The organism is Streptosporangium sp. NPDC023615, from assembly GCF_040640155.1.
Lineage (GTDB): Bacteria > Actinomycetota > Actinomycetes > Streptosporangiales > Streptosporangiaceae > Streptosporangium.
The window spans coordinates 55,236-81,309 of the sequence record NZ_JBFABE010000018.1 but is presented as its reverse complement, the minus strand read 5'-3'; the positions used below and the strand labels follow the sequence as shown (position 1 = coordinate 81,309).

Annotated in this window: 18 protein-coding genes, 4 tRNA genes and 1 riboswitch; of the genes, 11 read left to right on the top strand and 11 right to left on the bottom strand. The window is 73.1% G+C overall.

From position 1 onward, the window contains the following. Positions 1-71 precede the first annotated feature (71 nt). The 4 genes from AB0G16_RS16010 to AB0G16_RS15995 all read right to left on the bottom strand — a co-directional run bounded on the left by AB0G16_RS16010 (position 72) and on the right by AB0G16_RS15995 (position 6,269). Complete coding sequence (locus AB0G16_RS16010) at positions 72-2,447, bottom strand: ribonucleoside-diphosphate reductase subunit alpha (protein WP_362805106.1); 2,376 nt, start codon at positions 2,445-2,447, stop codon at positions 72-74. A 305-nt stretch (positions 2,448-2,752) separates the two neighbouring features. After that, positions 2,753-2,954: riboswitch (cobalamin riboswitch) on the bottom strand. Positions 2,955-2,958: 4 nt separating this feature from the next. Further along, positions 2,959-4,041, bottom strand: coding sequence for a tripartite tricarboxylate transporter substrate-binding protein (locus tag AB0G16_RS16005; RefSeq protein ID WP_362804993.1), 1,083 nt, complete (start codon positions 4,039-4,041; stop codon positions 2,959-2,961). A 97-nt stretch (positions 4,042-4,138) separates the two neighbouring features. Next, positions 4,139-5,959: a glutamine--fructose-6-phosphate transaminase (isomerizing) gene (glmS, locus tag AB0G16_RS16000; protein ID WP_362804990.1), complete on the bottom strand. Its 1,821-nt coding sequence runs from the start codon at positions 5,957-5,959 to the stop codon at positions 4,139-4,141. A 40-nt stretch (positions 5,960-5,999) separates the two neighbouring features. After that, positions 6,000-6,269, bottom strand: a complete 270-nt coding sequence (locus AB0G16_RS15995; RefSeq protein WP_362804987.1) for a hypothetical protein — start codon at positions 6,267-6,269, stop codon at positions 6,000-6,002. 159 nt (positions 6,270-6,428) lie between these two features. Between AB0G16_RS15995 and AB0G16_RS15990 the strand changes: the two genes are divergently transcribed. The 10 genes from AB0G16_RS15990 to pcp all read left to right on the top strand — a co-directional run bounded on the left by AB0G16_RS15990 (position 6,429) and on the right by pcp (position 14,530). Further along, positions 6,429-8,750: an N-acetylmuramoyl-L-alanine amidase gene (locus AB0G16_RS15990; protein WP_362804984.1), complete on the top strand. Its 2,322-nt coding sequence runs from the start codon at positions 6,429-6,431 to the stop codon at positions 8,748-8,750. 37 nt (positions 8,751-8,787) lie between these two features. Then, positions 8,788-8,859: transfer RNA gene (locus tag AB0G16_RS15985), tRNA-Gly, on the top strand. 25 nt (positions 8,860-8,884) lie between these two features. Then, positions 8,885-8,958: transfer RNA gene (locus AB0G16_RS15980), tRNA-Cys, on the top strand. 70 nt (positions 8,959-9,028) lie between these two features. Then, a tRNA-Gly gene (locus AB0G16_RS15975) sits at positions 9,029-9,100 on the top strand. A 13-nt stretch (positions 9,101-9,113) separates the two neighbouring features. Then, positions 9,114-9,188 (top strand) — tRNA-Val (locus tag AB0G16_RS15970). A 350-nt stretch (positions 9,189-9,538) separates the two neighbouring features. Next, the gene (locus AB0G16_RS15965; protein ID WP_362804981.1) at positions 9,539-10,426 is read left to right on the top strand and encodes a hypothetical protein; all 888 of its coding nucleotides are present in this window, start codon (positions 9,539-9,541) and stop codon (positions 10,424-10,426) included. A gap of 41 nt (positions 10,427-10,467) precedes the next feature. Further along, the gene (locus AB0G16_RS15960) at positions 10,468-11,412 is read left to right on the top strand and encodes a hypothetical protein (RefSeq protein ID WP_362804978.1); all 945 of its coding nucleotides are present in this window, start codon (positions 10,468-10,470) and stop codon (positions 11,410-11,412) included. Positions 11,413-11,512: 100 nt separating this feature from the next. Next, on the top strand, positions 11,513-13,369 hold the full coding sequence (locus AB0G16_RS15955; protein ID WP_362804976.1) for an endonuclease/exonuclease/phosphatase family protein: 1,857 nt from the start codon (positions 11,513-11,515) through the stop codon (positions 13,367-13,369). Positions 13,370-13,397: 28 nt separating this feature from the next. Further along, on the top strand, positions 13,398-13,907 hold the full coding sequence (locus tag AB0G16_RS15950; protein ID WP_362804973.1) for a DUF393 domain-containing protein: 510 nt from the start codon (positions 13,398-13,400) through the stop codon (positions 13,905-13,907). Continuing rightward, positions 13,904-14,530, top strand: coding sequence for a pyroglutamyl-peptidase I (gene pcp, locus AB0G16_RS15945; protein WP_362804970.1), 627 nt, complete (start codon positions 13,904-13,906; stop codon positions 14,528-14,530). Before AB0G16_RS15950 ends, pcp begins: the two co-directional genes overlap by 4 nt. A gap of 119 nt (positions 14,531-14,649) precedes the next feature. Here pcp and AB0G16_RS15940 read toward each other — a convergent pair whose 3' ends face one another. After that, complete coding sequence (locus tag AB0G16_RS15940) at positions 14,650-15,705, bottom strand: hypothetical protein (protein WP_362804967.1); 1,056 nt, start codon at positions 15,703-15,705, stop codon at positions 14,650-14,652. An 89-nt stretch (positions 15,706-15,794) separates the two neighbouring features. Continuing rightward, on the bottom strand, positions 15,795-17,231 hold the full coding sequence (locus AB0G16_RS15935; RefSeq protein WP_362804964.1) for a glutamate--cysteine ligase: 1,437 nt from the start codon (positions 17,229-17,231) through the stop codon (positions 15,795-15,797). Positions 17,232-17,453: 222 nt separating this feature from the next. On the opposite strand from AB0G16_RS15935, the gene AB0G16_RS15930 reads away from it, so the two are divergent. Beyond that, positions 17,454-18,485 carry an alcohol dehydrogenase catalytic domain-containing protein gene (locus tag AB0G16_RS15930; RefSeq protein WP_362804961.1) on the top strand — a complete coding sequence of 344 codons (1,032 nt, stop codon included), beginning with the start codon at positions 17,454-17,456 and terminating at the stop codon, positions 18,483-18,485. 1,562 nt (positions 18,486-20,047) lie between these two features. Here the strand turns inward: AB0G16_RS15930 and AB0G16_RS15925 are convergent. The 5 genes from AB0G16_RS15925 to AB0G16_RS15905 all read right to left on the bottom strand — a co-directional run bounded on the left by AB0G16_RS15925 (position 20,048) and on the right by AB0G16_RS15905 (position 26,074). Then, entirely contained in the window at positions 20,048-21,184 is a 1,137-nt protein-coding gene (locus AB0G16_RS15925) for a class I SAM-dependent methyltransferase (RefSeq protein WP_362804958.1), read from the bottom strand. Between the two features lie 159 nt (positions 21,185-21,343). Continuing rightward, on the bottom strand, positions 21,344-22,282 hold the full coding sequence (locus AB0G16_RS15920; RefSeq protein WP_362804956.1) for an MBL fold metallo-hydrolase: 939 nt from the start codon (positions 22,280-22,282) through the stop codon (positions 21,344-21,346). 136 nt (positions 22,283-22,418) lie between these two features. After that, complete coding sequence (locus tag AB0G16_RS15915; protein WP_362804953.1) at positions 22,419-24,290, bottom strand: beta-L-arabinofuranosidase domain-containing protein; 1,872 nt, start codon at positions 24,288-24,290, stop codon at positions 22,419-22,421. Continuing rightward, a complete protein-coding gene (locus AB0G16_RS15910; protein ID WP_362804950.1) occupies positions 24,283-25,056 on the bottom strand; it encodes a carbohydrate ABC transporter permease in 774 nt (257 codons plus the stop codon). The genes AB0G16_RS15915 and AB0G16_RS15910 overlap by 8 nt, the downstream gene beginning before the upstream one ends. A gap of 91 nt (positions 25,057-25,147) precedes the next feature. Next, positions 25,148-26,074, bottom strand: a complete 927-nt coding sequence (locus AB0G16_RS15905; protein ID WP_362804947.1) for a sugar ABC transporter permease — start codon at positions 26,072-26,074, stop codon at positions 25,148-25,150.

Here is a 26,074-nt window from a genome sequence, read left to right as displayed (position 1 = left end):
AAACGGTGCCTTTCGTGGAACGGGAAGAGAACGGGGCGAGAAGAACAGGGCGGGAGGGGGCGGCCGGCGCCCTACTGGCAGGCGTCGCAGTAATCGGGGTTCTCCAGCGAGCAGGCGACGGCGCCGGGGTCGGCGACGAACCCGGCGGCCTCCGGCACCCCGACCCCTCCCCCCGCCCGGATCCCGCCCTGGTTCCCGCCCTGGGACGCGCCCTGGTTCCCATCCTGGGACGCGCCCTCCGGGGCCGCCTGGGCCTGCGCCGCCACCGTGGCCTGCGCGATCCGGGTGGCCGGGCGCGAACGCAGGTAGTAGGTGGTCTTGAGCCCCGACCTCCACGCGTAGGCGTACATCGAGGAGAGCTTGCCGATCGTCGGCGTGGCCATGAAGAGGTTCAGCGACTGGGACTGGTCGATGTAGGGGGTGCGCGCGGCGGCCAGGTCGATCAGCGCCTTCTGCGGCAGCTCCCAGGCGGTCCGGTAGAGCGGCTTGAGGTCGGCCGGGATCTCGGGGATGTCCTGGACCGAGCCGTCGGCCCGCTTGATCGCGTCCCGGATCGCCGGGGTCCACAGGCCCCTGGCCTGAAGGTCGCGGACCAGGTAGCGGTTGACCTGGAGGAACTCCCCCGAGAGTGTCTCGCGCTTGAAGACGCACGACACCTGCGGCTCGATGCACTCGTAGCAGCCGGCGATGGAGGCGATCGTGGCGGTGGGCGCGATCGCGATCATCAGCGAGTTGCGCAGCCCGGTCACGGCGATCCGCTCCCGCAGCTCGGCCCACCGCGCCGACGTGGCCGCGCCGTAGTGGTCGGGGTGCAGCACCCCGCCCGCGGCCCTGGTCTCCTCGTACGAGGGGTGCCGGCCCCGCTCGGCGGCCAGGTCGCAGGAGGTCGCGTAGGCGGCGAGCGCGATCTCCTCGGAGATACGGGTGGACAGCTCCAGCGCCTCCGGCGAGTCGAACGGCAGCCGGAGCGCGAACATGACGTCGGCCAGGCCCATCATGCCGAGCCCGATCGGCCGCCACCTCAGGTTGGCGTTCCTGGCCTCGGGGGTCGGGTAGAAGCCCAGGTCGATGGTGCGGTCCAGGAAGCGCACGGCGGTGCGGACCGTCGCCCGGAGGCGGTCCCAGTCGATCCCCGCCCCGGCGCCCGCCCCGGTCCCGGCCTCGATCCCCGCCCCGGCCCCGGCCTCGGCCTCGGCCTCGATCCCGGTGCCGGCTCCCGCGCCGGTGCCGGTGCCGGTTCCGGTTCCGGCGGTGCCGGACGCGGACAGGTGCGCGGCGAGGTTGATCGAGCCGAGGTTGCAGACCGCGGTCTCGGCGTCCCCGGTCACCTCCAGGATCTCGGTGCAGAGGTTGGACAGGTGGATGACGTTCCCCGGCCCGCCGGTCTGGTTGGAGGTCCGGTTGGCCGCGTCCTTGAAGGTCATCCAGCCGTTGCCGGTCTGGGCGAGCGTGCGCATCATCCGCCCGTACAGCGCGCGGGCCGGGATCTGCCGGACGAACCGGCCCTCGGCCTCGGCGGCCCGGTAGGCCTCGTCGAAGGCCGCCCCGTACAGGTCGGTCAGGTGCGGGACCTCCTTGGGGTCGAACAGCGACCACGTCGCGTCGGCCTCGACCCGGCGCATGAACTCGTCGGGGACCCAGTTGGCGAGGTTGAGGTTGTGCGTGCGCCTGGCCTCCTCGCCGGTGTTGTCGCGCAGTTCGAGGAACTCCTCGACGTCGGCGTGCCAGGGCTCCAGGTAGACGCAGGCCGCGCCCTTGCGCCGGCCGCCCTGGTTGACCGCGGCGACGCTGGAGTCCAGCGTGCGCAGCCACGGCACGATGCCGTTGGAGTGGCCGTTGGTGCCGCGGATCAGCGAGCCGCGCGAGCGGACCCTGGTCCAGGCGATGCCGATGCCCCCGGCGTACTTCGACAGCCGGGCGACCTGCGTGTAGCGCTCGTAGATGGACTCCAGCTCGTCGCGGGGCGAGTCGAGCAGGAAGCACGAGGAGAGCTGGGGGCGGCGCGAACCGGAGTTGAACAGCGTGGGCGAGCTGGGCAGGTAGGACAGCGAGGCCATGAGCGCGTACAGCTCGGCGGCCTCCTCGACGGTCTCGGACAGGCCGCAGGCCACCCGCAGGAAGAAGTGCTGCGGGCGCTCCAGCACCTCGCGGGTGCTCGGGTGGCGCAGCAGGTAACGGTCGTAGACGGTACGCAGCCCGAAGTACTCGAACCGGGCGTCGGCGTCCGGCAGGATCAGCGCGTCCAGGGCACCGGCGTGCGCGGCCACGAACTCCGCGAGCCGGTCCTGGACCAGCCCGGCGGCGTGGGTGGCGGCGACGGAGTCGGAGAAGCTCCGCACGCCGTGCCCGGCGGCCTCGTCGGCGATCAGCTCGGCCAGCATCGCGGCGGCGACCCTGGAGTTCTCCGGGTCGGTGATCACCCCCGCGGCGGCCTCGTCGATGGCCAGCCTGCGGTCGGCGGCCCCGTCCCCGCCGTCCCCGCCGTCCCCGCCGCTCCCGGCGCTCCCGGCGCGCGCATCGGGCCCCGCGGCGGTTCCCGCCCGCGGGCCGCTCTCCGCCGCGGTCCCGGCCGGCGCGCCGGTGGGCGTCACGTTCTTCGTCGCGGTCTCCGCCGCGGCCCGCGCCAAGGTCTCTGTCACGTCATGTCCTCGCTCGTTCGGACTTCCCCCTGCGGCTCCCGCCGGGGGCACGCGTCCGCGAGCGATTCCGGGCACGCCGGACCGCCTCGTTCCGCGAGCCCTCCCACGAGGCCCTGGACAACAACGTCACCGGCAGGTCTTCGGACTCACGGGCGCACCGCACACGCCTACCGGCCGTCGCTTCCCGGGCATGGTTCACCCAGTGCTCAATGACGGCTTTCGTTCCCGTTCACCGCTGCGGGGCAGTCCCGGACTCTCACCGGGTTCCCTCTTGCCTCGCCCCTCGCGGGGCGAACCAGCAACGATCAGGATCCTACATCTAGGGCCGCCTGACGCAACTACCCCAACAGGTTGTGTCTGAGGACGTCAAAAGGCCGAGTTCGTGAAGCACGCCCCGGGTCCGGCCGGTCTCGGTGGACAGCCACCGGCGGAAGTCGTCGCCGCCGAGGAAGACCCGGCTCCACCCGTTCGCCGCGCACAGGGCGCGCCAGTGCGGCGTGGCGTCGAGCCTCTCACAGAGGGCGATCGCCGCCTGCCTGTCCCCCTCGCTCATGCCCCGGGGGCCCAGCAGCCCGCACCAGTCGCTGTACTCCAGCCGGACGCCGAGCTCCATCAGCGTCGGCGCGTCGATCCCCTCGATCCGCCCCCCCGAGGAGACGGCCAGGGGGCGCAGACGGCCCGCGGAGATGGCCGGCAGCAGGGCGCGGGCCGATCCCAGCATGGCCGCCACCCGCCCCACCCGGAGCGCCTCGGCCGCGTCCGCCGCGGCGAGGTAGCCGGCGTACTCCAGCAGCCGGGTGTCCACCCCGAGGCATTTGCCGATCATGCCGTAGAGCACGTGGTCCGAGCCGCCCTCCAGCCTGCCCCCGACCGTCAGCCCGGCCGGGTCGCGGTGCAGCGCGGCGGCGAGGTCCTCGAAGGCGCGCAGCCGGGAACCGGCCGGGACGACCAGGGCCGTCCAGTCGCCCGCCAGGCGGGCGAGGGGGGTGGCGGCCTCCACCACGGCGGCGGTGTTCGCGATCTCCGCGGCGGCGACCATCGGCATCGCGGTGACGAGCAGCCTGCCCTCGCGGGCGAAGGAGACACCGGAGGCACCGGAGGCACCCGAGGCGGCGTCCCCGGCGTCCCCGGCGAGGCCGGGCGCGCCGGGGACGACGAAGGCGTCGCGCGGGGCCGACCCCAGCACTCCCGGCCGTTCGACGGCCATGACGGTGCGCGCCAGCCCCGAGCGGACCAGGACCGAGGCCAGCCGGCGCGCGATGCCGTCCCAGCCGTGGCCGTCGGCGGCGGGTTCGAGGAGGAACAGCCGGTCCACGGCCGCGCCCGCGGGAGCGCCCTCGCCGCCGCAGCCCGCGAGCACCACGGCCCCCGCCGCCAGTGCGAAAAACCCCCTGCGGCGCATAAGCGCCCCTTCCCCCGGGAACCCCCTGCACCCTAGGTTACGCTCATGTCACTTTCTGTCATAGTGCGGGGGGTATGACCGGTCGGCCGGGAGGTCCTCACTCCACCGTCACGCTCTTGGCCAGGTTGCGGGGCTTGTCGACGTCCCGCTCCAGCGCCACGGCGGCGTGGTAGGCGAAGAGCTGCAGCGGGATCGAGAGCAGGATCGGGTCCAGCTCGGTCTCGTTCTTGGGCACCACGACGCAGTCGTCGGCCAGCTTGGGGTCGGCGGTGCGGTGCCCGACCATGAGCACCCGCCCGCCCCGGGCGCGGATCTCGCCCAGCGTGGTGAGGTTCTTGTCCAGCAGCTCGTCGTCGGGGACGATCGCCACCGTCGGCATCTCCGGGCCGATCAGCGCCAGCGGGCCGTGCTTGAGCTCGCTGGCCGGGTACGCCTCCGCGTGCACGTAGGAGATCTCCTTGAGCTTCTGCGCGCCCTCCCTGGCCACCGGGTATCCGCGGACCCGGCCCACGAACATCATGCTCGGCGCCCTGGCGTACTTGTGCGCCAGCTCCCGGATCACCGGCTCCAGCACGAGGATCTCCTTGATCTGCTCCGGCAGCCTGCGCAGGCCGTCGCAGATGCGCCTGCCGTCGGCCGGGGACAGGTCCCGTACCCGGCCCAGGTGCAGCGCGAGCAGCGCGAACGCCACGGCCGTCGAGGTGAACGCCTTGGTGCTGGCCACCGACACCTCGGGCCCGGCGTGCAGGTAGACGCCGCCGTCGCACTCGCGGGCGATCGCGCTGCCCACGGTGTTGACGATGCCGAGCACCCGGCCGCCCTTGCGCTTGAGCTCCTGGACGGCGGCGAGGGTGTCGTAGGTCTCCCCGGACTGGCTGATCGCCACGTACAGGGTGTCGGCCTCCACCACCGGGCTGCGGTAGCGGAACTCGCTGGCCGGTTCGGCGTCGGCCGGGATGCGCGCCAGCTCCTCGATGAGCTGCGCGCCGATCTGGCCCGAGTAGTACGCGGAACCACAGCCGATGATCTTCACGCGGCGGAACGAGCGGGTCTCCCGCGCGTCCATGTTCAGGCCGCCCAGGTGCGCGATGTGGAAGCGGTCGTCCAGGCGCCCGCGCAGCGTCCTGGCCACGGTGTCGGGCTGCTCGGAGATCTCCTTGAGCAGGTAGTGCTCGTAGCCGCCGGTGTCGTAGTGGCCGGCCTCCCAGTCGACGGTGAGCGGCTCCTTGGCCGTCTCGCGCGCGTCGCTGGCGAAGGTGGTGAACCCGTCGGCCTTGAGCACCGCGATCTCGCCGTCCTCCAGGTGGACCACCTGGCGGGTGTAGCGGACCAGCGCGGCGACGTCGGAGGCGGCGAACATCTCCTTCTCGCCGATGCCCAGCACGATCGGGCTGCCGTTGCGCGCCACGACCACCTCGCCGGGCCGCTCGGCGTCGAGCACCGCGATGCCGTACGTGCCGACGACCCGCTTGAGCGCGGCGCGGACGGCCTCCTCCAGCGAGTCGGCCTCCCTGACGGTGCGGGCGATCAGGTGCGCCAGCACCTCGGTGTCGGTCTCCGAGAGGAAGACCACGCCCTCGGCCTCCAGCTTGGCGCGCAGCTCGTCGGCGTTCTCGATGATGCCGTTGTGCACGACGGCGATGCGCTCGTCGGCCGACAGGTGCGGGTGCGCGTTGACGTCGCTGGGCGCGCCGTGGGTGGCCCAGCGGGTGTGACCGATGCCCAGCCCGCCCTTGAAGCGCGCGGGCACGACCGCCGCCAGGTCGGCCACCCGGCCCTTGACCTTGCGCATCTTGAGCCCCTTGTTGGACACCACCACCCCGGCGGAGTCGTAGCCCCGGTACTCAAGACGCTGCAGACCCTCCAGCAGGATGGGTGCCGCGTCCTTGGGCCCCACGTAGGCCACGATTCCGCACATACGTCCGCTCCTTCTATCGGTAGACGATCCGGTGCGCCCGCTATCCGTAGACGATCCGGCGTAACTGGCGCAGGGAGAGTTCGGGTGCCGCGACGCGGCGGACCGCGAGCTCGGCGGCCACCCGGGGGAAGATCTCGTCGTTGACCATCCCCCTGGCCTTGAGCTCGGCGTGCCGCCGCCGGACGAACTCCTCGACGGGCTCGGAGAAGTAGGCCAGGACGTCCGCCACGACCCGCGCCGCCTCGCCCGGCCCGAGTCCGCTCGTCCGGGTCAGATGAGTGATCAGATCCTCGTGCGGATACCGCGCCATGGACACAGAGCAGGACCCTACGCATCCCGAGAAGAGAACAACAAGTTTTCTGCCCGATTTCGGGCAGAGAATCTCTTCAAATCTCAACCCCGTCAGAATGCGCGACAGTCGGTCATCTCTGATTACTCTAGGTAGTGACCAGAGAGGGAGGAACACACTATGCGCCGCCTGCCGGGGACCGCCGTCGTCACCGCTCTCGCCGTGCTGGTCTCGGTCGTTCCCGCACGCGCGGAACGCTCCGGTGAACAGGCGACGGCCCACCCGTCGCGCCCGGCACCGCCCGGCCCGGCAACGCCCTCCGCGCCCGGGACGGCCTGCGCGCCCGGGCCCGGTGCGGCTCCCGGGGGCAGGCAGGCCGCCTTCGCCGCGGCGGCGCGGGCGTACGGGGTGCCGGAGAGCGTGCTGCTCGGGGTCTCCTACCTGGAGTCGCGATGGGACGCTCACGGAGGGCTGCCCAGCGTCTCGGCCGGATACGGGCCGATGCACCTGGTCGACGGCCGGGCGGAGGGCGGCCTTCCCCACGGGGCCGGCGAGGACCCGCGCGGGGACGACAGGAGACCGCGCGTGATCCCGCTCCCGTCCGTCGCACCGGCCCCGCCGGAGGACACCCTGCGGCGGGCCGCGGAGCTGTCGGGCTTCTCCCCCGAGCGACTGCGGCGGGATCCCTGCACCAACGTCATGGGCGGCGCCGCGCTGCTCGCCGACCACCAGCGCGCCACCGGCGGCGACCCGCACGCCGGTCCCGCGGGCTGGTACGGGGCCGTGGCCCGCTACTCCGGCCCCCTCGGCCCGGGGTCCCGGCCGGGGACGGTCCTCACGGAGGCGGCGCGCTCCTTCGCCGACGAGGTCTACGCGACGATCCGCGCCGGTGTCACACGCGTGACCGACGACGGCGAGCCGATGACGCTGGCCGCGAGGCCCGGCCTGGTGCCCCGAACCCCGGCACGGACCTCTTCCTCACGGACGTCCTCCACGTGGACGTCCCCCGCCTGGACGGCACAGCGGCGCGCGCCCGATCCCGCCGCCGGCCGCGCCTTGCCTCCCGCCGCCCCCGCACGCCCGGTGCCCGCACGCCCCGCCGCCCAGCCGGTCGTACGCCCCGCCGCCGCGCCGACCGCCCGCCCCGCCACGGCGCGCCCTGTCACGGCGCGGCCGCCCGTCCAGGCCCGGCCCCCCGTCCAGGCCCGCCCGCCGGTGCAGGCCCGGCCACCGGTGCAGGCCCGCCCGCCCGTGGCGGCCCCCCCGGCGGGGCCCGACTGCCCCGCGAACGTCTCCTGCGAGTGGATTCCCGCCGTCTACCAGCGGCTCGCGGGCGGCGGCTACGGCAACCACGACCGCTTCGAGGGCCGCCGTGAGATCGACTACATCGTGATCCACGACGGCGAGACCACCTACGACGCCATGACCCGGCTGGCCAAGAACCCCGACTACCTGAGCTGGCACTTCACCATCCGGTCCCGGGACGGCCACATCGCCCAGCACCTGCGGGGCAAGGACATCGGCTGGCACGCCGGGAACTGGTACGTCAACTCCCGCTCCATCGGCCTGGAGCACGAGGGCTACCTGGCCAGGGGCGGCACCTGGTTCACCGAGGCGATGTACGTGGCGTCGGCCAGGCTGGTGCGCCACCTCGCGGACAAGTACGACATCCCCCTCGACCGGGCGCACATCCTCGGGCACGACAACGTGCCGGGAACCACCCCCGAGACCGTGAGCGGCATGCACGACGACCCCGGCCCCTACTGGGACTGGGGCCACTACTTCGAGCTGCTCGGCAGCCCGCTGCGCGCCTCGGGCGGCGAGAACGCCCGCTCCGTGCTGATCAAACCCCACTACGCCTCCAACAGCCCCGGCTTCACCGGCTGCCCCGGCGGATGCCGCAGGCTCGGCGCCGCCTCGGTCTGGCTGCGTACCCGTCCCTCCCCCACGGCGCCGCTGGTCAGGGACATCGGCAAGCACCCCACCGGCGGGTCCAGCTACAGCGTCTACGACCACGCCGCCCGCGCCTCCACCGGCCAGCGGTACGCGCTCGCCGAGCGCCGGGAGGGCTGGACCGCGATCTGGTACCTGGGGCAGAAGGCGTGGTTCAGCGACCCGGCCGCCGCGCCCACCTCTCTGCCCGCCTCCGGCCCGCTGGTCACCCCCCGGCCCGGCCGCGCCCCGATCAAGGTCTACGGCAGGGCCTACCCGGGGGCACCGGCCTATCCGGAGAACGTGCCCGTCCAGCCGCTGGCCCCCCTGCAGTACTCGATCCCGGCCGGGCAGGTGTACAGCGTCGCGATGACCCGGCGTGCCCGCTACCTCAGGGCCGCCTCCTACGACGCGTCCAGACACCGGATCGTCACCGGGAGGATCCGCTACCGGCAGATCCAGTTCGGGCACCGGGTCATGTTCGTCCGCGCCTCCGACGTCAGGCCGGTCACGGCGGATGATGCGCCCCGGTCGGGATTGGTGCGCACATCCGCCCGGGGAAGGCGCTAGAGTTTTCCACGTGCTCCGGAGTCGTCTCCGGGATCACGCGGAAGTGGCTCAGTGGTAGAGCATCACCTTGCCAAGGTGAGGGTCGCGGGTTCGAATCCCGTCTTCCGCTCCGGCGGGTCCTCCGGGATCCGGCCGGTGGAGTGGCCGAGAGGCGAGGCAACGGCCTGCAAAGCCGTCTACACGGGTTCAAATCCCGTCTCCACCTCCACGCACGACCGACGGACCCCCGGGATCCGGTAAAGTGGTGCGGGTGCCGAGGGGAAACCCGAAGCGGATACGCGGAAGTGGCTCAGTGGTAGAGCATCACCTTGCCAAGGTGAGGGTCGCGGGTTCGAATCCCGTCTTCCGCTCTGATTCACCCGAGGACGATTAGCTCAGCGGGAGAGCGCTTCCCTGACACGGAAGAGGTCACAGGTTCAATCCCTGTATCGTCCACCAGCGAGATCCCAGGCCGGCGGCCTGGGATCTTCTGCTTTCAGGCGGTCCGCCGCCCCGCCGGTGTTCTCGGACCGGCCACCGTCGCCCCGCCGGACGCCCTGGCCGCGACATCCTCCTCCCCGGACGAGCCACCCCTTTCGGACACGGGACCACTCCCCTGGTCGAGCCGCCGTCCTTCCCGGACAGGTCGCCGCCACCCTCCCGGTGTCCTCAGGACGCGACACCGCCGCCGGGGCGGCCCGCACCTCTCCGGCCCGCGCCCCGTCCGGAAACGGGGCACCATGGAAGGCGTACGACCTGGAACATGGTTAATCGCTATGCTCATGAAACACAGCAAAGGGGGCGAGCCTGTGCATCGCGTGGTGGTCGATCCGGAGGTCCCCCGGGAGGTCGCCGACCTCCTGCGCCGTAACGGCCCTCTGCTGTCACGTTTCCGTACCGGCCGCGTCCCCAGGGACGACGGCGGCCCCCGCGTGCCGGGAGCGTTGATCGGGGTCCTCGGCGGCTTCGCGGTGCTGATCCCGGCCGTCCTGGCCGTCCTCGGCGACTCGCTCTCGTTCGTCGTCCCCCTGCTCGCCGTGATGATCGCTTTCTGCCTGCTGATCCTCACCGTGGTCTACATCGCCAGGAAGCCCTCCCCCATCGACTCCGTCGAGCGCGTGCTGTACGGGCACGCCCGGCAGTGGCGGGGGCGCTTCCTCGTCCTGGAGGACTTCGACCACGGCGCCAGGCGCCTGCTCGGCCGGGTCCAGCGTGCCATCGACTTCATCCTGAACTCCCGGATCAACGCCCTGGGCATGCTCGACAGCGTCCGCAACTCCGTGATGCTCCCGGCCGAGGAGTGGGAGATCGCCCGGCTGCTGACCAAGCTCTCCGCCCTGCGCGTCAAGCACCGCCACCTCGCCAGAGGGGGCAGGAGCCCCGAGATGGTCGCGGCCATGGCCCCGCTGGAACGCGCCCTGGCCGCCAGCGAGGCCGCGGTGACCGCGCGGGTGGAGGCGCTGGAACGCTACGCGGGCCACGTCGCCGCCGCCGAGCGCGCCTTTCTCGCCCAGGGGCAGATCGAGATTCTCCGTACTCACCTGCCCGAATACGAGCAACTCGTCGCCGAGGCGGGCGCCAGCACCTTTTCACTGCCCGAAATCGGGTATCTCAGTGACGACGCCGACATGCTCCAGCGGGCGCTGCGCGAGAGCGTACGCTCGGCGCACGAGGCGTTCCGCCATCTCGACGGCTGATGTGAATCGTAGAGGTCCTGACTGATACGGAGGACTAACCTGTGCGGCGCGTGGTGGTCGATCCTGAAGTTCCCGCCCGGATCGCCGAGCTGTTCCGCCGACACGGGTCGATGCTGTCGCGTATCCGGGCCGGGTGGAGCCCGGAGCCTCCGTCGCCCCCCTCGCGCCTGCCCATCCGTTTCCTGCAGGCGGGCGGCGCGCTGTCGACGCTCGCGCTGATGGTCCTGCTGTTCCTGGACGTCAGGCTGCTGTTCTTCGCGACCGCGCTGCTGTTCTTCGTGGTCTTCGTCGGCCTTCTCGCCGCCCGCGAGCCGGTGGACCAGGAGTCGGAGGAGGGCGAGCTCTACCGGGAGGCCCGCTGGTACGAGGGCCGCTACCTGCTGGCGGAGGACTTCGACCACGAGGCCGGGCGGCTGCTCGACCGGACCCAGCAGTCGATCGACTTCATACTGCACTCCCAGGTCAACGCCACCGGCCTGCTGGACGACGCGCGAAACTCGGCGATGCTTCCCGCGCAGGAGTGGGAGATCGCCCGGCTGCTGGCCAAGATCTCGGCGCTGCGGAACGAGCACCGGGAGTTCGCGTACGGCGGCAGCACGCCCGAGGTGACCGCGGCCATGGCGCCGCTGGAACGTGCCCTGGCCGCCAGCGAGGCCGCGGTGACCGCGCGGGTGGAGGCGCTGGAACGCTACGCGGGTCACGTCACCGACGCCGAGCGGGCGCTGCGGGCCCACGAGCAGATCGCGGTGCTCCGCGCGCGGCTGCCCCGCTACGAGGAGCTGCTGGCCGAGTCGGGCGCGGACGCCTTCGCCGTACCGGAGATCGGGCGGCTGGCCGAGGACGCCGGTCACCTGGAGCAGGCGCTGCGCGACAGCGTCCGCTCGGCGCACGAGGCGTTCCGGTACCTCGACGGTCCCGCCGGACCTCCCCCCCGGCCCGGCTCAGGACCCGGCCCTCGTCCCGGCGACGAGCCCGCCGCCTCCTGAGCGTTCCCGCCGCGGTGAGACGTCCCGCGCCGTCGCGGTGGACCGCCCTTGTCACGCGTCGCGAAGAAGGCGAGGATAGCTCGCGTTCTCTGGAGGTAACATGCGGATTCGCCTGGACATGGCGCTCGGCGTGGTCGTGCTGGCGGACGTGCTCAGGGTCTTCCTGCCGTCGCTGATCACCCTCTTCGGCCGGGCCGGGAGCACCCCCGCCGAGATGATGGGCCTGTTCGCCCTCTCCTGGTTCGTCATGGCCTTCCTCGCCGTCCCGCTGGCCAGGAGGGTCAGGCCGCCGCTGATCGCCCTCGGCGCGGGCGGCGTGCTGCTCCTCGCCCGGCTGGTCCTCCAGATGACCGGCGGCGGGGACCCCCAGCTCTACGTGGCCGGCGTGGGCCTGCTGGCCGGGCTGGTCTGGCTGGTGGCGACCGCGATGGCCACCCTGGACGCCCGGCCGGTGATGGCCGGGGTGATCGCCGGGCTCGCGGCCTCCACGGTGATCCACGCGGCGCTGGACGGCATCGACCTGATGTGGCGTCCCGGGCCGGTCCCGTGGCTGCTGCTGCTGGTGGAGCTGGGGCTCTTCGGCATGCTGCTGATCCGGGCCGTCCCCCCGGACGAGGAGTACTCCGGGGCCCCGCGCGCCTGGCTCGCGATCGGCCCTGCCGTGCTGCTGTGGGGGTTGTACACGGGCAACACCGCCCACGCCCAGGCGGCGACGGACTCGGCCCAGCAGGCCGCCGCCGTGATCGTGGCGGCGTTCGCGGTGGTGTCGGCGCTGCCCGCCGCGTTGCCGGTGCTGCGCCGCCCGCTGCCGCCCGCGATCGCCCTGGTCGCCTCGGCGGTGGCGTTCACCCTGGGCAGGGCCACCGTGGACGGCGTCCACGGGGTGGCGCCCGGCTGGACGATCGCCGCGCAGATCGTCGGCCAGGTCGCGCTGGGCGCCTGCCTGGCGCACGCCGCGACGACCTTCGGCCCGGACCGGCCGGCCCGGCGTGGCCTGGCCGCGGCCGGGGGCATGCTGCTGTTCTTCGTGTTCGTCTTCGGCTACTACGCCGCCTACGACCTCTACCTGCCCAACGGGTGGGTGCCGATCACCGCGGCGCTCCTCGTCGCGGCCCTGGCGCTGGTGGGCGGCGCGGGACTGCCCCGCCTGTCCTACGACCGGCGCTTCGCGGCGGCCGTCACGGCCTCGGCCGCCCTGGTCGCCGCCGTACCGCTGTGGCAGGGCGACGTGCCGCGCTGGGAGCCCCCGCCGGACGGCCTGCGGGTCGCGGCGTACAACATCAGGATGGGGTACGGCGAGTCCGGCAGGCTCTCGCTGGAACAGCAGGCCGACGAGCTGCGGCGCCTGAGGCCGCACGTGGTCGTGCTGAGCGAGGCCGACCGGGGCTGGCTGCTCAACGGCGGCCACGACGGGGTGCGGCTGATCGCCGAGCGGCTGGACATGCACTACATCTGGGCGCCCGCGACCGACGAGGTGTGGGGCGACGCGCTGCTCACCACGCTGCCGATCACGTCGATCCGCAACCACGTGCTGGTCCAGGGCGGCCCGACCGGCGCGCAGGCGCTGGAGGTCGGGCTGAACTGGCGGGGCAGGGAGTTCGTCGTGATCGGCACCCACCTGCAGCCCTCGCCCGACCGGAACGACCTCGCGCAGGTCCGCCAGCTCGGCGGGATCGTCAAGGACGCCGCCGGGCGGGGCGCCCCGGTGGTCGTGGCCGGGGACCTGAACCTCCAGCCGGGGGAGGCGGCCTGGAAGGTGCTCACCGACGCGGGCCTGACCGACCCGCTGGACGCGGTCAGGCCGTTCGACACCGTTCCGAGCGGGCGGGGCGGCCCGGTCGAGCAGATCGACCATGTCCTGGTCACCCCGGGTTTCGCCGGGATCGCCCCGGTCAACCCGGACGTCCCGCACTCCGATCACCGCCCGATCGCGGTCACCCTGGTCGCCCGTCCATGATCGAAACGGGCTGGGTAGTGTCGTGGGCATGACGGGAGAACCTGTACTGGTCTTCGACGGCGACTGCGGTTTCTGCACGACGAGTGTCGGCCTCGCCGAGCGTCTCGTCGGGATCCGTGCGCGGGTCGTCCCCTGGCAGAGGGCAGACCTGGCCGCGCTGGGCGTCACGCGCGAGCGTGCCGAGTACGAGGTGCTCTGGATCGAGGGCGGCCGGGTGCGCGGCGGGGCCCAGGCCGTGGCCGGGCTGCTGATCGCCGCCGGTCTCCCGTGGAGCCCCCTGGGGTTCCTGCTGCGCCTCCCGCCGGTGCGGTGGGCCGCCCACGGTCTCTACCGGCTCGTCGCCGCCAACCGGCACCGCCTGCCCGGCGGCACCCCGGCCTGCGCCCTGCCCGCCCCGGGATCGGCGGCCGCGGCCCCGCCGTCCTCCCGCCCGTCACCGCCACCCCCGGCGTCGCCCTCGTCGCCCTCGCCCTCGTCGTCGCCGTCGCCCTCGTCGTCGCCCCCGCCGCCGGACGTCAGGACCGCGGAGAACCGATGAGGAACGCGCTGCTCGTCGCCCTGGAACCGCTCGACGGACCCGGCAACCCGCCGTGGGAGACGGTGGGGCTCGTCCCCGGCGTGCGGACCGCGCTGCTGCCCTGCGTGTTCGGCGAGGCACTGGAACGGCTGCGCGCCGCGGTGACCGAGCACGACCCGGCGGTGGTGGTCTGCGTCGGGCAGGCCGGCGGCCGGCCGGACGTGACGGTGGAGCGGGTGGCCGTCAACCTCGACGACGCCCGCGTCCCGGACGCCGCCGGGCACCGGCCGATCGACCGGCCGGTGGTGCCCGGCGGCCCGGCCGCCTACTTCGCCACGCTGCCGGTGAAGGCCTGCGCCGCGGCGGCCCGGGCCGCCGGGGTGCCCGCGAGCGTCTCCCAGAGCGCCGGCACGTTCCTGTGCAACCACGTCTTCTACGGCCTCATGCACCTGATCGCCACCGAGCGTCCGGGCATCCGCGGGGGCCTCGTGCACGTGCCGTTCTCCCCCGAGCAGGTCCTCGGCGGGGCCGCGCCCTCGATGCCCGTCCCGGTGGCCGCCCAGGCGCTCACCGCGATCGTGACCGCCGCCGTCTCGGTCTCCCTGGGCGGCGACCTCCGCCTGGTCGGCGGCTCCCTGCACTGACCGGCCCCCCGCCGGCGCGACGCCCCCTCCGGGTCCGGCCGGGACGGCGCGCCGCCCTTCGGGCCCGGGAGGTGCGGCACGTCACCCCTGGGATCCGGCCGGGGACGCGCGCCTCCCGGTCAGAGCGGCACGCCGAACACCGCCCGCCTGCCGGCGAACTCGCTCACGGTCCACAGCGTGCCCCGGTCGCGGACACAGGTGAGGTCCTCCGGGCCCACCGCGTAGGACCGCCTGGCCGGCCTGTCGCCGACCACGATCAGGGTGCCGTTCCCGGCGGCGCCCGCGCTCTGGCTGAGGTACCAGGTGCCGTTGTGGGAGAGCGCGCCCTGGATCTTCCTGGCGGGCAGCGCGTAGGCGTCCACCGCCTGGACGACGCCCCCGGCGGGGGCGTTCAGGGAGCCCCCGGCGGCCAGCGGCCAGCGCGCCACCCGCCCGGTCACCCCGGCCTCGTCGACGTACTCGCCGGAGATCAGGGTGTCGGGGGCGGTGCTACGGTCGACGGCCGCGAAGGAGAAGCGGACGGTGCCGCTCGTGCTGGTCCAGGCGTCGGTCTGCGGCATCACGTACCGGTAGCCGAACGCCTCGTACGCCCCGCCCTTCCTGCCGATCGTGGGCGCGCCCTTCCCGTCGACCTCGAAGATCTCCCGGAGGTCGAAGACCCGCAGGCCCCGGCTGGTGTCGGCGACGTGGAGCAGATCGCCGTACCAGGCGACACCGCCGGCGTGGATGTTGATCGGCGTGATGTCGCCGTCGGCGGTGGCCCGGACGAGCAGGACGTGCCGGTAGCGCAGCGTGGCGGTGTCGAGGAAGGTCAGGCGCACGCCGCGCTCGGCCCCGGACGACGGCGTATGGTACCAGCTCACCACGAGCACGCTCGCGCCGCCGCCGGCGATCCCGGCGTCGGAGGCGCTCGTGAGGCCCTGCGGGTACCACTCCCTGACGGCGTTGTCGTCGTTGTCGAAGCAGTACCAGTCGGCGGGCTTGGGGGTCATCCCGGTGAACGCGCCGGCGCCGTTCCTGCCCTTCCTGGCCAGGACGCGGTTCGCCCTGGCCAGCACGTCCGCGAGGGGGACCCGCTCGAGCTCCTTCCCCAGGGCCGCGATCCCGGCCGCGAGGCCGCCCCCGTCACGCCTGAGCCCGAACGGCTCCGTCGGTACGGCCTTCAACTGGCTCATGCGGGGTCACTCCCTGTCCGGTTCCGCCGTGATGGGCGGATCAAGATGCGGAGTTCATGAGTATGCCGTCACTCAAATCCCCTGTGCAGTTAAAAAGGCCAGGTGTGTACGGGTTCGCCGGTCATGGCCAGCTCCCGGTACCGGCAGACCATACGGGCCCACGCCTCCCGGTCGCCGCCCAGGCGTGCCGTCGCCTCCCGCTGCCAGATCGCGCCGGTACGGCGGCGCGTGACGCGCTCGCGCACGATGTCCAGCGTCCACCGGATCTCGTCGGCGTCCACGCCCATCCTGGCGAGCCCGCTCTCGGCGAGCGGCAGCAGGTCCAGGGCGAGCCGGTCGGCCGGGGTCTCCTCGTCCAGGCCGGGCCAGCTCATCGCCGCGTCCAGGCCGTGGGTCGCGGCGCGGTAGAAGTTGCGGTAGGCCCCGGCGAAGGGGAACTCCTCCACCGGCCGGACGGCCAGGGCCGCGGTCAGCCCGAGCAGGAACGCGGAATTGGCCACCATGTCGGCCGAGCTCGGACCGGCCGGCAGGGCGCGCATCTCCACCCGCAGGTGGCCCCCGTCGCCCGGGTCGTAGACCGGGCGGTTCCACAGCCAGACCGTGCCCTGGTGCAGGCGCAGCTCGGCCAGCTCGGGGACGCCGCCGGGGCCCGGCTCGCCGGAGTCCGTGATCATCGGCAGCACCGGCTCGTAGTCGCGGACGCAGGTGGCGAACATCTCCTCGATGCCGCGCGTCCAGCTCGACCCGAAGGAGACCCGCCCGTCCCTGCGGTCGAGCCGTTCCACGTCCCGGTCGTCGGCGGCCTCCTCGAACAGCGCGATCCTCGTCTCCTCCCACAGTTTCCTGCCCAGGAAGGAGGGGGAGTTCCCGCTGACCGCGAGGACCGGCCCGATGGCGAGCTGCGCGGCGTTGTAGACGCGGGCGAAGTCGACGGGGGTGGTACGCAGGTGGACCTGCCAGGAGGTGTTGGCACTCTCCAGGATCATCCCCTCGACCTCGAGCTCCAGCCGTTCGACGCCTTCCACCAGCACCCGGAACGGCTCGGTGCGCAGACGCCGCATGCCCCGGGTCATCGCCTTGTAGCGGTCCTCCCCGCTCAGCGTCTCGTGGGTGAAGTCGAACTCGCCGAGCGAGGGCAGGATGCCGATCGCCACGGCCTGCCCCCCCTGCGTCGCGGCCGCCGCGTCCACCAGGGCCATGACCTCCCGCACCTCGCGCACCAGTGCGGTGAACGGCCGCCCCTCGATCGGCAGCGGGGTCAGGTTCGCCTCCAGGTTGAACCTGCCCAGCTCCAGCGTGAGCCGGTCGTCGCCCGCGGCGGCCTGCACCTCGTGGTTGCGCGGCAGCGCCCGCCCGTCGGGGGTGATGAGGAACATCTCCAGCTCGGCCCCGATGGTCGCGGGTCCCGCGCCGAAGCCGGGCCGCGCGAGCACCTCGCGCAGGCTGTCGAGCTGCTCCGCCAGCTTCGCCCTGAAGCGGACGAACTCCTCCTCGGAGTAGCGGTCCTTGTCGACTTTCTGCCCCATCACACCGTCCGATCAGTAGATGCTCGTCCCGTCTCGTGCCCCCTGCCTCTCTCCCAGCATGACCCCTCTAATCAGTGCTCGGGACACCTCTTCACCAGGGACTCCGACTTCCGGCGGGGTGTCGGCGGCCCTGCGGCTTTCCCCGGCGTCCCCCGGGCGCCGACAATGGTGCCGGGCCGCCGGAACGCGCGGCCGGGCGCGATCCGGGAGGGGGACAGGCGGGTGCGAGCGGTGCTCTTCGACGGTTTCGGAGCCGATCTCGAGGTCAGGGAGGTGCCCGCCCCGGAGCCGCCGCCCGGCGGAGCGGTGATCCGGGTGGAGGCCACCGGCCTGTGCCGCAGCGACTGGCACGGCTGGCGAGGACACGACCCGGACATCCGGGTCTTTCCCCACGTGCCGGGGCACGAGTTCTCCGGGGTCGTCGAGGCGGTGGGCACCGGTGTCGTCTCCTGGCGGCCCGGCGACCGGGTGACGGCCCCGTTCGTCTGCGCCTGCGGCTCGTGCGCGGCCTGCGCCGCCGGGGAGCAGCAGGTCTGCGAGCGCCAGACCCAGCCGGGGTTCACCCACTGGGGCTCCTTCGCGGAGTACGTCGCGATCGACCACGCCGAGGTGAACCTGGTGCGGCTCCCCGAGGAGATGGACTTCTCCACCGCCGCGAGCCTGGGCTGCCGCTTCGCCACCTCGTACCGCGCGATCACCGCCGTGGGCCGGGTCCGGCCGGACGAGTGGGTGGTCGTGCACGGCTGCGGCGGCGTGGGCCTGTCCGCCGTCATGATCGCCGCCGCGGCCGGGGCCAGGGTGATCGCCGTGGACGTCTCCCCCGGCGCCCTTGAGCTGGCCCTGCGGTTCGGCGCCGCCGCCTGCGTCCCCGCCGTCCCGGGCACGGAGATCGCCGCGCGGGTCAGGGAGCTGACCTCGGGCGGCGCGCACGTCTCCGTGGACGCGCTCGGCAGCCCCGAGACGTGCACGGCCTCGATCGAGGGCCTGCGCCGGCGGGGCCGTCACGTCCAGATCGGCCTGCTGCCGGGGCTGACCGCGCTGCCGATGGGCCGGGTGATCGGTCACGAGCTCGAACTCCTCGGCAGCCACGGGATGGCCGCGCACGCCTACCCGGAGATGCTGGCGGCCGTCGCCCGGGGGAGCCTGCGGCCGGAGGCGCTGGTCACCCGGTCCATCGGCCTGCAGGAGGCGGGAGCCGCCCTGGCGTCGGTCGGCTCGGTCCCCGGCGTGACGATGATCCTGCCGCGGCGATGATCCTCCGGGGGCCTCTCCGCGCGCCGAGCGCGTCCCCTACCGGAAAGGAACGTGTTGCGGTTCTCTGTTGACCGCGACCTGGACACGTGTCTAGTTTGAGGGTCCCGGTTCGGCGAAGGAATCGATGTGACACTTCTTTCCGACTACTCCGGCCCGTTCGACCCCGGCTTCCGGCTGGAGCGCCTCCGCCGCGGGGCGCTCGCCGTGCTCGGCAGGGAGTGGCTGCTGCACGGCCACCTGCAGGACCGCGTCGGCGTCCCGATGGTGCTGGAACGCGACGGCCGGCCGGGGGCCGAGCGGGTCGCCATCGAGGAGTGGGCGGCGGCCAGCCCCGTCTACTCGATCCGGATGCAGGAGGCGCTGGGCTTCCGGGGCGACGGTGTCTCGTCCATCCTGAAGAACCTCCAGCTCGACATCGGCGCGCCGCCACAGTTCATGGACTTCCGGCTGCGGCTGGTCGACGAACGGCACGGGGAGTTCGAGCTGGCCCACTGCGGCGCGCTCCTCGACGTCGAGCCCATGGGCGAGGACTGGGTCCGCGGCATGTGCCACACCATCGAGGACCCCACGTTCGACGCGACGGGCGCGGCCACCAACCCGCGCGCCCGGTTCCTGCCGGTCCACCGCCCTCCCCGGGTGCCCGCGGACCGGATGCCGCACTGCCGCTGGCGCGTCGAGATCTCCGAGAGCGCCGAGCCCCTCGCGCCGCATCCCGGCCGGGCCGAGGTGGAGGCGTCGCTGCTCGCCCGGCTGCCGGTCACCTCGGGCAAGGTCTCGGCCGAGCCGGGCGGGCTGGACGGGTACGGCGGCCCCTTCGATCCGGACCTCCGGCTGGAGGACCTGTCGCACGCGGCGCTGCAGACCGTGCTGGACGAGGTCGCCCTCCAGAGCCACCTGCTCTTCCGCGCGTACCTGCTCAGCGTGAACCGGTGGTACGGCGAGCGGGCGGCCCGGCGGGCCGGACCGCGGGTGCTCGTCGGGCTGGCCGGGCTCACCGCGAGCAGGATCCGCGAGGCCATGAACGTCCCCGACGACGGCGCCGCGGCCATCGGCAGGGTCCTGCAGCTCCACCCGACCTTCCGGCCGGACTCCTACGCCGGTCTGGACGTGGAGGTGTCGGGGCCGCTCCGGGTGAGGTTCGGCTTCCCCGACGCGCCGATCTTCCGGGAGGCCGACCCGTTCACCTGGCTGGCCGAGCTGGGCGGGGACGCCGACCGCGCCCTGGACGCGGTCGTCGCCGCGGTCGATCCGCGTGCGCGATGCGTCCCGGTCCCGCTCAGAAGGGGGGAGCGTCACGCGTACGAGGCCGTGATCGACCCCGGCGCCCGGCCGGCGCCCGAGGAACCCGAGGTCCGCCTGGCCCGTGTCAGCGGGGGCGCGGGTTTCACCTTCCACCGCCTGGGGGACACCGGCGCGGCGCCCGGCCGCCGATCCGCGACGGGGCAGAGCCGGGGCCGGGGCAGAGCGGGGCCGGGGCAGAGCCGGGGCAGAGGACCGGGCCCGAGGAGCGTGACCGAGGAGCGCGACCGAGCACGCGGGTCACGTGGGGCTCCGGGCTCCGGTCAGGTCGGGCTCCGGGCTCCCAGCCGCTCGCTCCACCGGCCGATGGCCTCCTCGTCGGCGAAGGCCAGGGCGCGGAGCATCTTGCCTCCGCCGGTCTCGACGTTACGGCGCAGCCGCCGGTCCATCCGGCCGGGCAGCCCCACGGCGCCCGCCTCGACGTCGTCGCCGTAGAACGGGGCGAAGGCCACCCCGGCGAATCCGGTACGGCTCAGCAGGGCGGCCAGGGTCTCGGCCGAGTAGAACATGAGGCCGTTCCGGGTGAACCCCCTCCAGCCGCTCCCGTACGCCTTGAGCTGCAGGGAGGCGGCGTTCGCGGTGAGGATCAGCAGCACCCCGCCCGGGGCGAGCAGCCCGCGCAGGCACCCGAGGTCCTCCAGCGGCCTGGGGAGCCTGGCCAGGACCGACCAGAGGGTGATCACATCGAAACCGCCGGCGTCCGCCCGCGCGGTGGCGGCGGCCACGGAACCGGCCGGGAGATCCAGTCCGGTCACCTCGAAACCGCGCTCCTCGGCGAGCCGGGGAAAGAGCCCGCCGCCACGGCCGACGTCGAGCAGCCTCCGCCCGTGACCCGACGAGAACACCGGGCCGAAGGCGTCCATGGTCAGCCGGTAACGTCGCCGCCGGTCGGCCGGGCGCCCGCGCTCCCCGCGGTTCCGCGTCGCCGGAGGGGACGTCACGGGCGCCGCGACCGGGGACAGGTCCCGGCCCGCGGGCGGGGTGAGGTCCCGGCCCGCGGGCGAGGTGAGATCCCGGACCGCGGGCGAGGTGAGATCCCGGCCCGTGGCCGGGGTGTCCGTTGCGGCGGGCCGGACGGCGGGGTTGCGGTAGAGGAGCCCGCACGCCGGGCAGCGCACCACCCGGTAGTTCCCCCCGCGCCCCGCGCCCGCCCGCTGGAACAGCGGCTGCTGACGGGTCTCCCCGCACAGCCGGCAGGTGACGAACCGTTCGGCCCCTTCCAGCAGGATGCGCTCGCGGTAGTCCTGGTACCTCAGCACGGGGGTCCGGCCGATCCTCAGGCGCCACCGGACCTCGCGGGCGAGCCGCTCGCCGGGACGGACGTAGGACCGCTGGTTCCTGGGCACCCGGTCGTAGCGGGAGCCGTACACGACCCGGGAGAGCGCGCGCTCCGCGAACATCGCAGACATCCCTCCACCGGGGCCTCCCCCGGCGGAAGGATCACTCCCAACGTGGCACGGCTCCCCCGGCGACTCAACCGCCCTTTCGCCTGGATATCGCCAGGTGTTCCGCTGATCACTAAAGATCAGTACAAAACCCTGCGGATCCGTCGGCCAGGGTCAGGCCAGGCAGGTCAGCGGCTTGCCGCCGTTGTAGTCGATCATCTCCAGCACCGCCGTGACCACGTCGATCGGCTCGCCCGCGGGCAGGCCGTCCAGTTCCGCGTAGGCCCGGTGCAGATTGCCGACGATGCGTTCGGGGTCGAGCAGCCCGGCGTACTCCCCGAGGTCGGTCTCGCGCGCGGCCCGCAGCGGGGACAGCCCCGCCTCGCGGCCGCGCTCGGCGGTGGCGAGCACGAACCGCAGGTAACCCTGGACGGTGTCGATGACCTCGGGCCCGCACACGTCGCCGTGTCCGGGGACGATCGTCTCCGCGCCCAGTTCCCTGAGCCGGTCCAGGGCCGTGATCGCCCCGGTCACCGAGCCCATCATCACGAACGGCGTGCCGCCGTTGAACACCAGGTCCCCGGCGAACAGCAGCGACCGCTCGGGGATCCACACGATCGAGTCGTTGGTCGTGTGGGCGGGAAGGCCGATGTGCCGCACCTCGCAGCGCAGCTCGTCGGAGTGGACGGTCACCCCGTCGGTGTAGGTGAGGAACGGGGGGTTGACCTCCAGGGCTCCCCAGTCGGCCTCGGTCCAGGCCAGCGTGAGGTAGTCGGGAATCCCCTCGGCGAGGACCAGTTCCCTGGTCCGCTCGTGCCCGACGACGGTCGCCTCGGGGAAGACGAAGTTCCCGAAGGTGTGGTCACCGTGGTGGTGGGTGTTGATCAGCGTCCTGATCGGCCGGTCGGTGACGGTGCCGATGGCCTCGCGGTAGGCGCGGGCGCGGCGTTCGGTGGAGCAGGAGTCCACGCTGATGACTCCATGGCGGCCGACCAGGAAGCCCGTGTTGTTGATCCACCAGCTCCCGTCGGGCTGCAGGTAGGCGTAGACGCCGTCGGCCACCTCCTCGATGCGCGCCGGGGGCAGGGGACGGTCGTGTCGCGATGAGCTCATGACCGACATTGTCGACCCCGCGCCCGGCGACCGTCCCCGCGATCAGACCTCCCCGCGATCAGACCTTCCGGCGATCGGCCCTCCCCACGATCAGGCGTCCCCGCGATCAGGCGTCCCCGTGATCGGAGGTCTCCCCTCAGGCCAGCGGCAGCCACACCCGCATGCTCGACGGCCCGCGGTTGCCCCAGCGGTGGTACGGGACCATCCTCAGGGTGACCTCCCGCCCGGCCGGGGCGCTCGCGTCGTCCGCGGCCTCCTGCACGTCCGTGTCCTCCCGCGCGGACGCGTCCCCCCGACCGGCCGCGTCCCCGTTCCCGCTCCGGTAGGGCCAGGCGGTGTCGGCGGGCGGGACCAGGCAGGCCCGGGCCTCCAGCTCGACGATCCCGTCCGCCGTCCGCTCGGCCGGCGGTCCGGGGAGGACCTTGACCAGCGCCAGCGGCGGCTCGTCGCCGGCCGACTCTGCGCAGTAGACGAGCGGGCCGCGCTCGACCGCGGCGCACCCGCGCACCGCGTCCACCCGCCGGTCGGGGAAGGTCCAGCGGGCCCGCATCGGCAGGTCGAGCCGGATCCGGTCGCCCGGACGCCAGTCGCCCTCGGCCGTCACGTATCCGGGCCCGGCCGGGCGGGTCGTGCCGCCGTGGGTGAGGGTGGCGCCCTCGGCCCAGGAGGGGACGCGCAGGGCGACCCGTCCGGGACGGCCCTCGACGACGTGCGCGGTCACCGTGCCGGACCAGGGGTAGTCCGTCTCCAGCCGGAGCGTCAGGCCCCGGTGGCGGATCTCGGCGGGCGCGTAGTGGTGGACGCGCAGGGCGTCGCCGTCGGCGGCGGCCAGGTAGGCCGGGAGCGAGGCGAGGGTGCGGGCGATGTTGTTCGGGCAGCACGACACGTCGTACCAGGAGGAGCGCAGCCCGACCCCGGAGGTGTGGGGGACGACGCCCTCGCGCGGCTCGGGCGGGACGCGCATCTGCAGGGGGTTGGCGTAGAAGAACGAGCGGCCGTCCAGTGCCGGCGAGGTGGCGAGCACGTTGTACAGGGTGCGTTCGGCGAGGTCGGCGTAGCGGGCCCGGCCGGTGGCCAGCAGCAGCCGGTGCGCGAGCATGATCGAGGCGATGCCCGCGCAGGTCTCGGAGTAGGCCCGGTCGGCCGGGAGCTCGAAGTCCTCGCCGAAGGACTCGTCGGCGTGGCGCGAGCCCATCCCCCCGGTCAGGTGGGTGCGCCGGGCGACCGTGTTCTCCCACTGCTCCTCGATCGCGTGCAGCAGTTCGTCGTCGCCGGTCTCGACGGCCACGTCCACCGCGCCGGCGGACAGGTACAGGGCCCGCACGGCGTGCCCGCGCAGCACCCGCGCCCGGCGCACCGGCAGGTCGTCCTGGAAGTAGGCGCGGCCCAGGTGGATCGGTCCCAGGGCGGGCGTGCCGCGCCGTTCGACGAAGCGCCGGGCCATCTCCAGGTAGCGTTCGGTCCCGGTGACCCGGTACAGCTCGACCAGCGCCATCTCCACCACGGGGTGGCCGCAGGTCTCGGTGGTCTCCATGAAGCGGCCGCAGACGTGGTCGGCGGCCCGGCGGGCGACCTCGGTGAGCTCGTCCTCTCCGTGCGCGCGCAGCCGGGCCACCCCGGCCTGGATGAGGTGGCCGTAGCAGTACAGCTCGTGCCCCCACTCGAAGTCGCTGTAGCGCCCCTGGCTCCAGCGGGTGTTGAGGTAGCCGTCGCCCTCCTGGGCGGCGGCGACGGTCGCGGCCAGCTCGGGCAGGCCGGGGTGGCCGGCCCAGGCCATCGCCTCCAGCAGCTTGTACGCCTCGGAGTCGCTGAACTCCCTGCCGCGGCGGGGGCGCTCGCCGCGGAAGTTGCCGATCCAGCCCTCCCGTTCCATCCACTCCAGGCAGTGGTCGATCATGACCTCCCGGTTGAGGTCCGCCCGGTCGCCCCAGAAACCGGGGGCGAGCCGTACGGCGTCGAGGCCGAGGGGGGACAGCACCCCTGCGGAGGGGGTGACGGGGTTAACCACGCAGGGCTCCTGACATGAATCCGCGCACGTAGTGGCGCTGGAGGACGACGAAGAGGATCAGGCAGGGGACGGCCATGACCATGACGCCGGCCTGCAGCATGCCGTAGTCGATGGCGCCGAAGGTGCGCTGGGTCATGCTGACCACGGCCACCGGGAGGGTGAAGTTCGCCCCGTCGTTGAGCAGGATGAGCGGCGCGAAGAAATCGTTCCAGGAGGCGAGGAAGGCGAAGAGCGCGACGGTGACCAGGGCGGGCCGCACGGCGTGCAGCAGGATGCGCCGGAAGGCGCGGAAGGTGCCGCAGCCGTCGACGAGGGCGGCCTCCTCCAGCTCCCGGGGGATCGCCTCGAAGGCGTTGCGCATCATGAACAGCGCGAACGGCAACTGGAACATCACGAACACCAGCGACAGGCCCACCAGGGAGTTCTGCAGCCCGATGTGGCCGAGCAGGACGTACAGCGGGATCAGGATGGTCGCGTACGGCACCATCAGGATGGCCAGGGTGACGAGGAAGAGCAGGTTCTTGCCGGGGAAGTCGAAGCGGGCGAAGGCGTAGCCGCCCAGCGCGGAGACGACCAGCGTGCCGGCGACGGTCATCGCCGACACCAGCACGCTGTTGACGAGGTAGACGTCCACGCCCTCGCCGAAGCGGGCCATCTCGGCGTAGTTGCCCGCTCCCCCGTCGAAGGAGGACCAGCCGCTCCACACCAGCGGGAACAGGAAGAGCACCGCCAGCGCCGACATCGTGGTGTAGTAGGTCGTCCTCATCGGCCTCCCACCGCCCCGCCCCCCGCGCCGGAAAGGGCCCCGGGCAGGGCGCCTCGTCGCGCACGCGCGTCTCTTCCGCGCTCGCACCGCCTCACGTGGACCTCCTGAACACCCGCATCTGTACGGCGTTGAGCGCGACCAGCGCGACCAGCAGCACGACCGAGAGCGCCGCGGCGCCGCCCAGGTCGAACCGGAAGAACGCGTCGCGGTAGATGACCATGACCATGGAGACGGTGCTGTTGTCCGGCCCGCCGTTGGTGAAGATGAAGAACTGGTCGAAGGCGAGCAGGGAGCCGGTGACGCTGAGGATGAGCATCAGCGCGAGGGTGGGGCGCAGCAGCGGAAGCGTGATCCTCGTGAAGATCTGCCACCGGTTCGCGCCGTCGGACCGGGCCGCCTCGTAGACCTCCACCGGGATCGACTGCAGGCCGGTGAGCAGGATCAGCATGTTGAACCCGGCGAAGCGCCACAGCACCAGCGCGATCGTGGAGAACAGCGCCATGTTCGGGGTGCCGGTCCACTTCACCGGCTCGTCGGTGACCCCCAGTGCCCGCAGCAGGGGGTCGACCGGCCCGAAGTCGTTGTTGAGCATGCCGTAGAACAGCAGGGCCGCGGTGGCGAAGCCGACCGCGCCCGGCAGGAAGAACGCGGTGCGGAAGAAGCCCACGCCGGGCCTGCGCTCCTGCACCAGCAGGGCCAGGCCGAGTGCCGCCGCCGACAGCAGCACGGTGACGATGGCGGTGTACTTCAGCGTGAAGCCCACCGCGTCGAGGAAGAGCGGATTTTCGGTGATCTTGAGGTAGTTGTCCGGCGCGTTGAACGTGGCCGGGCCGAGCAGCGGCCAGCGGTTCAGCGACATCCAGACGACGAGCACCAGCGGTGCCACGAAGAGGGTGACGACGATGACGGCGGTCGGGGCGGCGTACAGCCAGCCCTGGGCCCGCCGCCCGCGCCACCGCGGGGGTGGCGCCGGGACGGATCCCCGCGCCACCCTCCGCCGCGTTCCGGTCAGGGTCAT

What these genes read in the sequence shown, in the direction of transcription:
- AB0G16_RS16005 (WP_362804993.1), bottom strand. Translation starts at nt 4,041, where the DNA reads ATGCGCCGCAGGGGGTTTTTCGCACTGGCGGCGGGGGCCGTGGTGCTC.
- glmS (WP_362804990.1), bottom strand. Translation starts at nt 5,959, where the DNA reads ATGTGCGGAATCGTGGCCTACGTGGGGCCCAAGGACGCGGCACCCATC.
- AB0G16_RS15995 (WP_362804987.1), bottom strand. Translation starts at nt 6,269, where the DNA reads ATGGCGCGGTATCCGCACGAGGATCTGATCACTCATCTGACCCGGACG.
- AB0G16_RS15990 (WP_362804984.1), top strand. Translation starts at nt 6,429, where the DNA reads ATGCGCCGCCTGCCGGGGACCGCCGTCGTCACCGCTCTCGCCGTGCTG.
- AB0G16_RS15955 (WP_362804976.1), top strand. Translation starts at nt 11,513, where the DNA reads ATGCGGATTCGCCTGGACATGGCGCTCGGCGTGGTCGTGCTGGCGGAC.
- AB0G16_RS15950 (WP_362804973.1), top strand. Translation starts at nt 13,398, where the DNA reads ATGACGGGAGAACCTGTACTGGTCTTCGACGGCGACTGCGGTTTCTGC.
- pcp (WP_362804970.1), top strand. Translation starts at nt 13,904, where the DNA reads ATGAGGAACGCGCTGCTCGTCGCCCTGGAACCGCTCGACGGACCCGGC.
- AB0G16_RS15940 (WP_362804967.1), bottom strand. Translation starts at nt 15,705, where the DNA reads ATGAGCCAGTTGAAGGCCGTACCGACGGAGCCGTTCGGGCTCAGGCGT.
- AB0G16_RS15935 (WP_362804964.1), bottom strand. Translation starts at nt 17,231, where the DNA reads ATGGGGCAGAAAGTCGACAAGGACCGCTACTCCGAGGAGGAGTTCGTC.
- AB0G16_RS15925 (WP_362804958.1), bottom strand. Translation starts at nt 21,184, where the DNA reads ATGTTCGCGGAGCGCGCGCTCTCCCGGGTCGTGTACGGCTCCCGCTAC.
- AB0G16_RS15920 (WP_362804956.1), bottom strand. Translation starts at nt 22,282, where the DNA reads ATGAGCTCATCGCGACACGACCGTCCCCTGCCCCCGGCGCGCATCGAG.
- AB0G16_RS15910 (WP_362804950.1), bottom strand. Translation starts at nt 25,056, where the DNA reads ATGAGGACGACCTACTACACCACGATGTCGGCGCTGGCGGTGCTCTTC.
- AB0G16_RS15905 (WP_362804947.1), bottom strand. Translation starts at nt 26,074, where the DNA reads ATGACCCTGACCGGAACGCGGCGGAGGGTGGCGCGGGGATCCGTCCCG.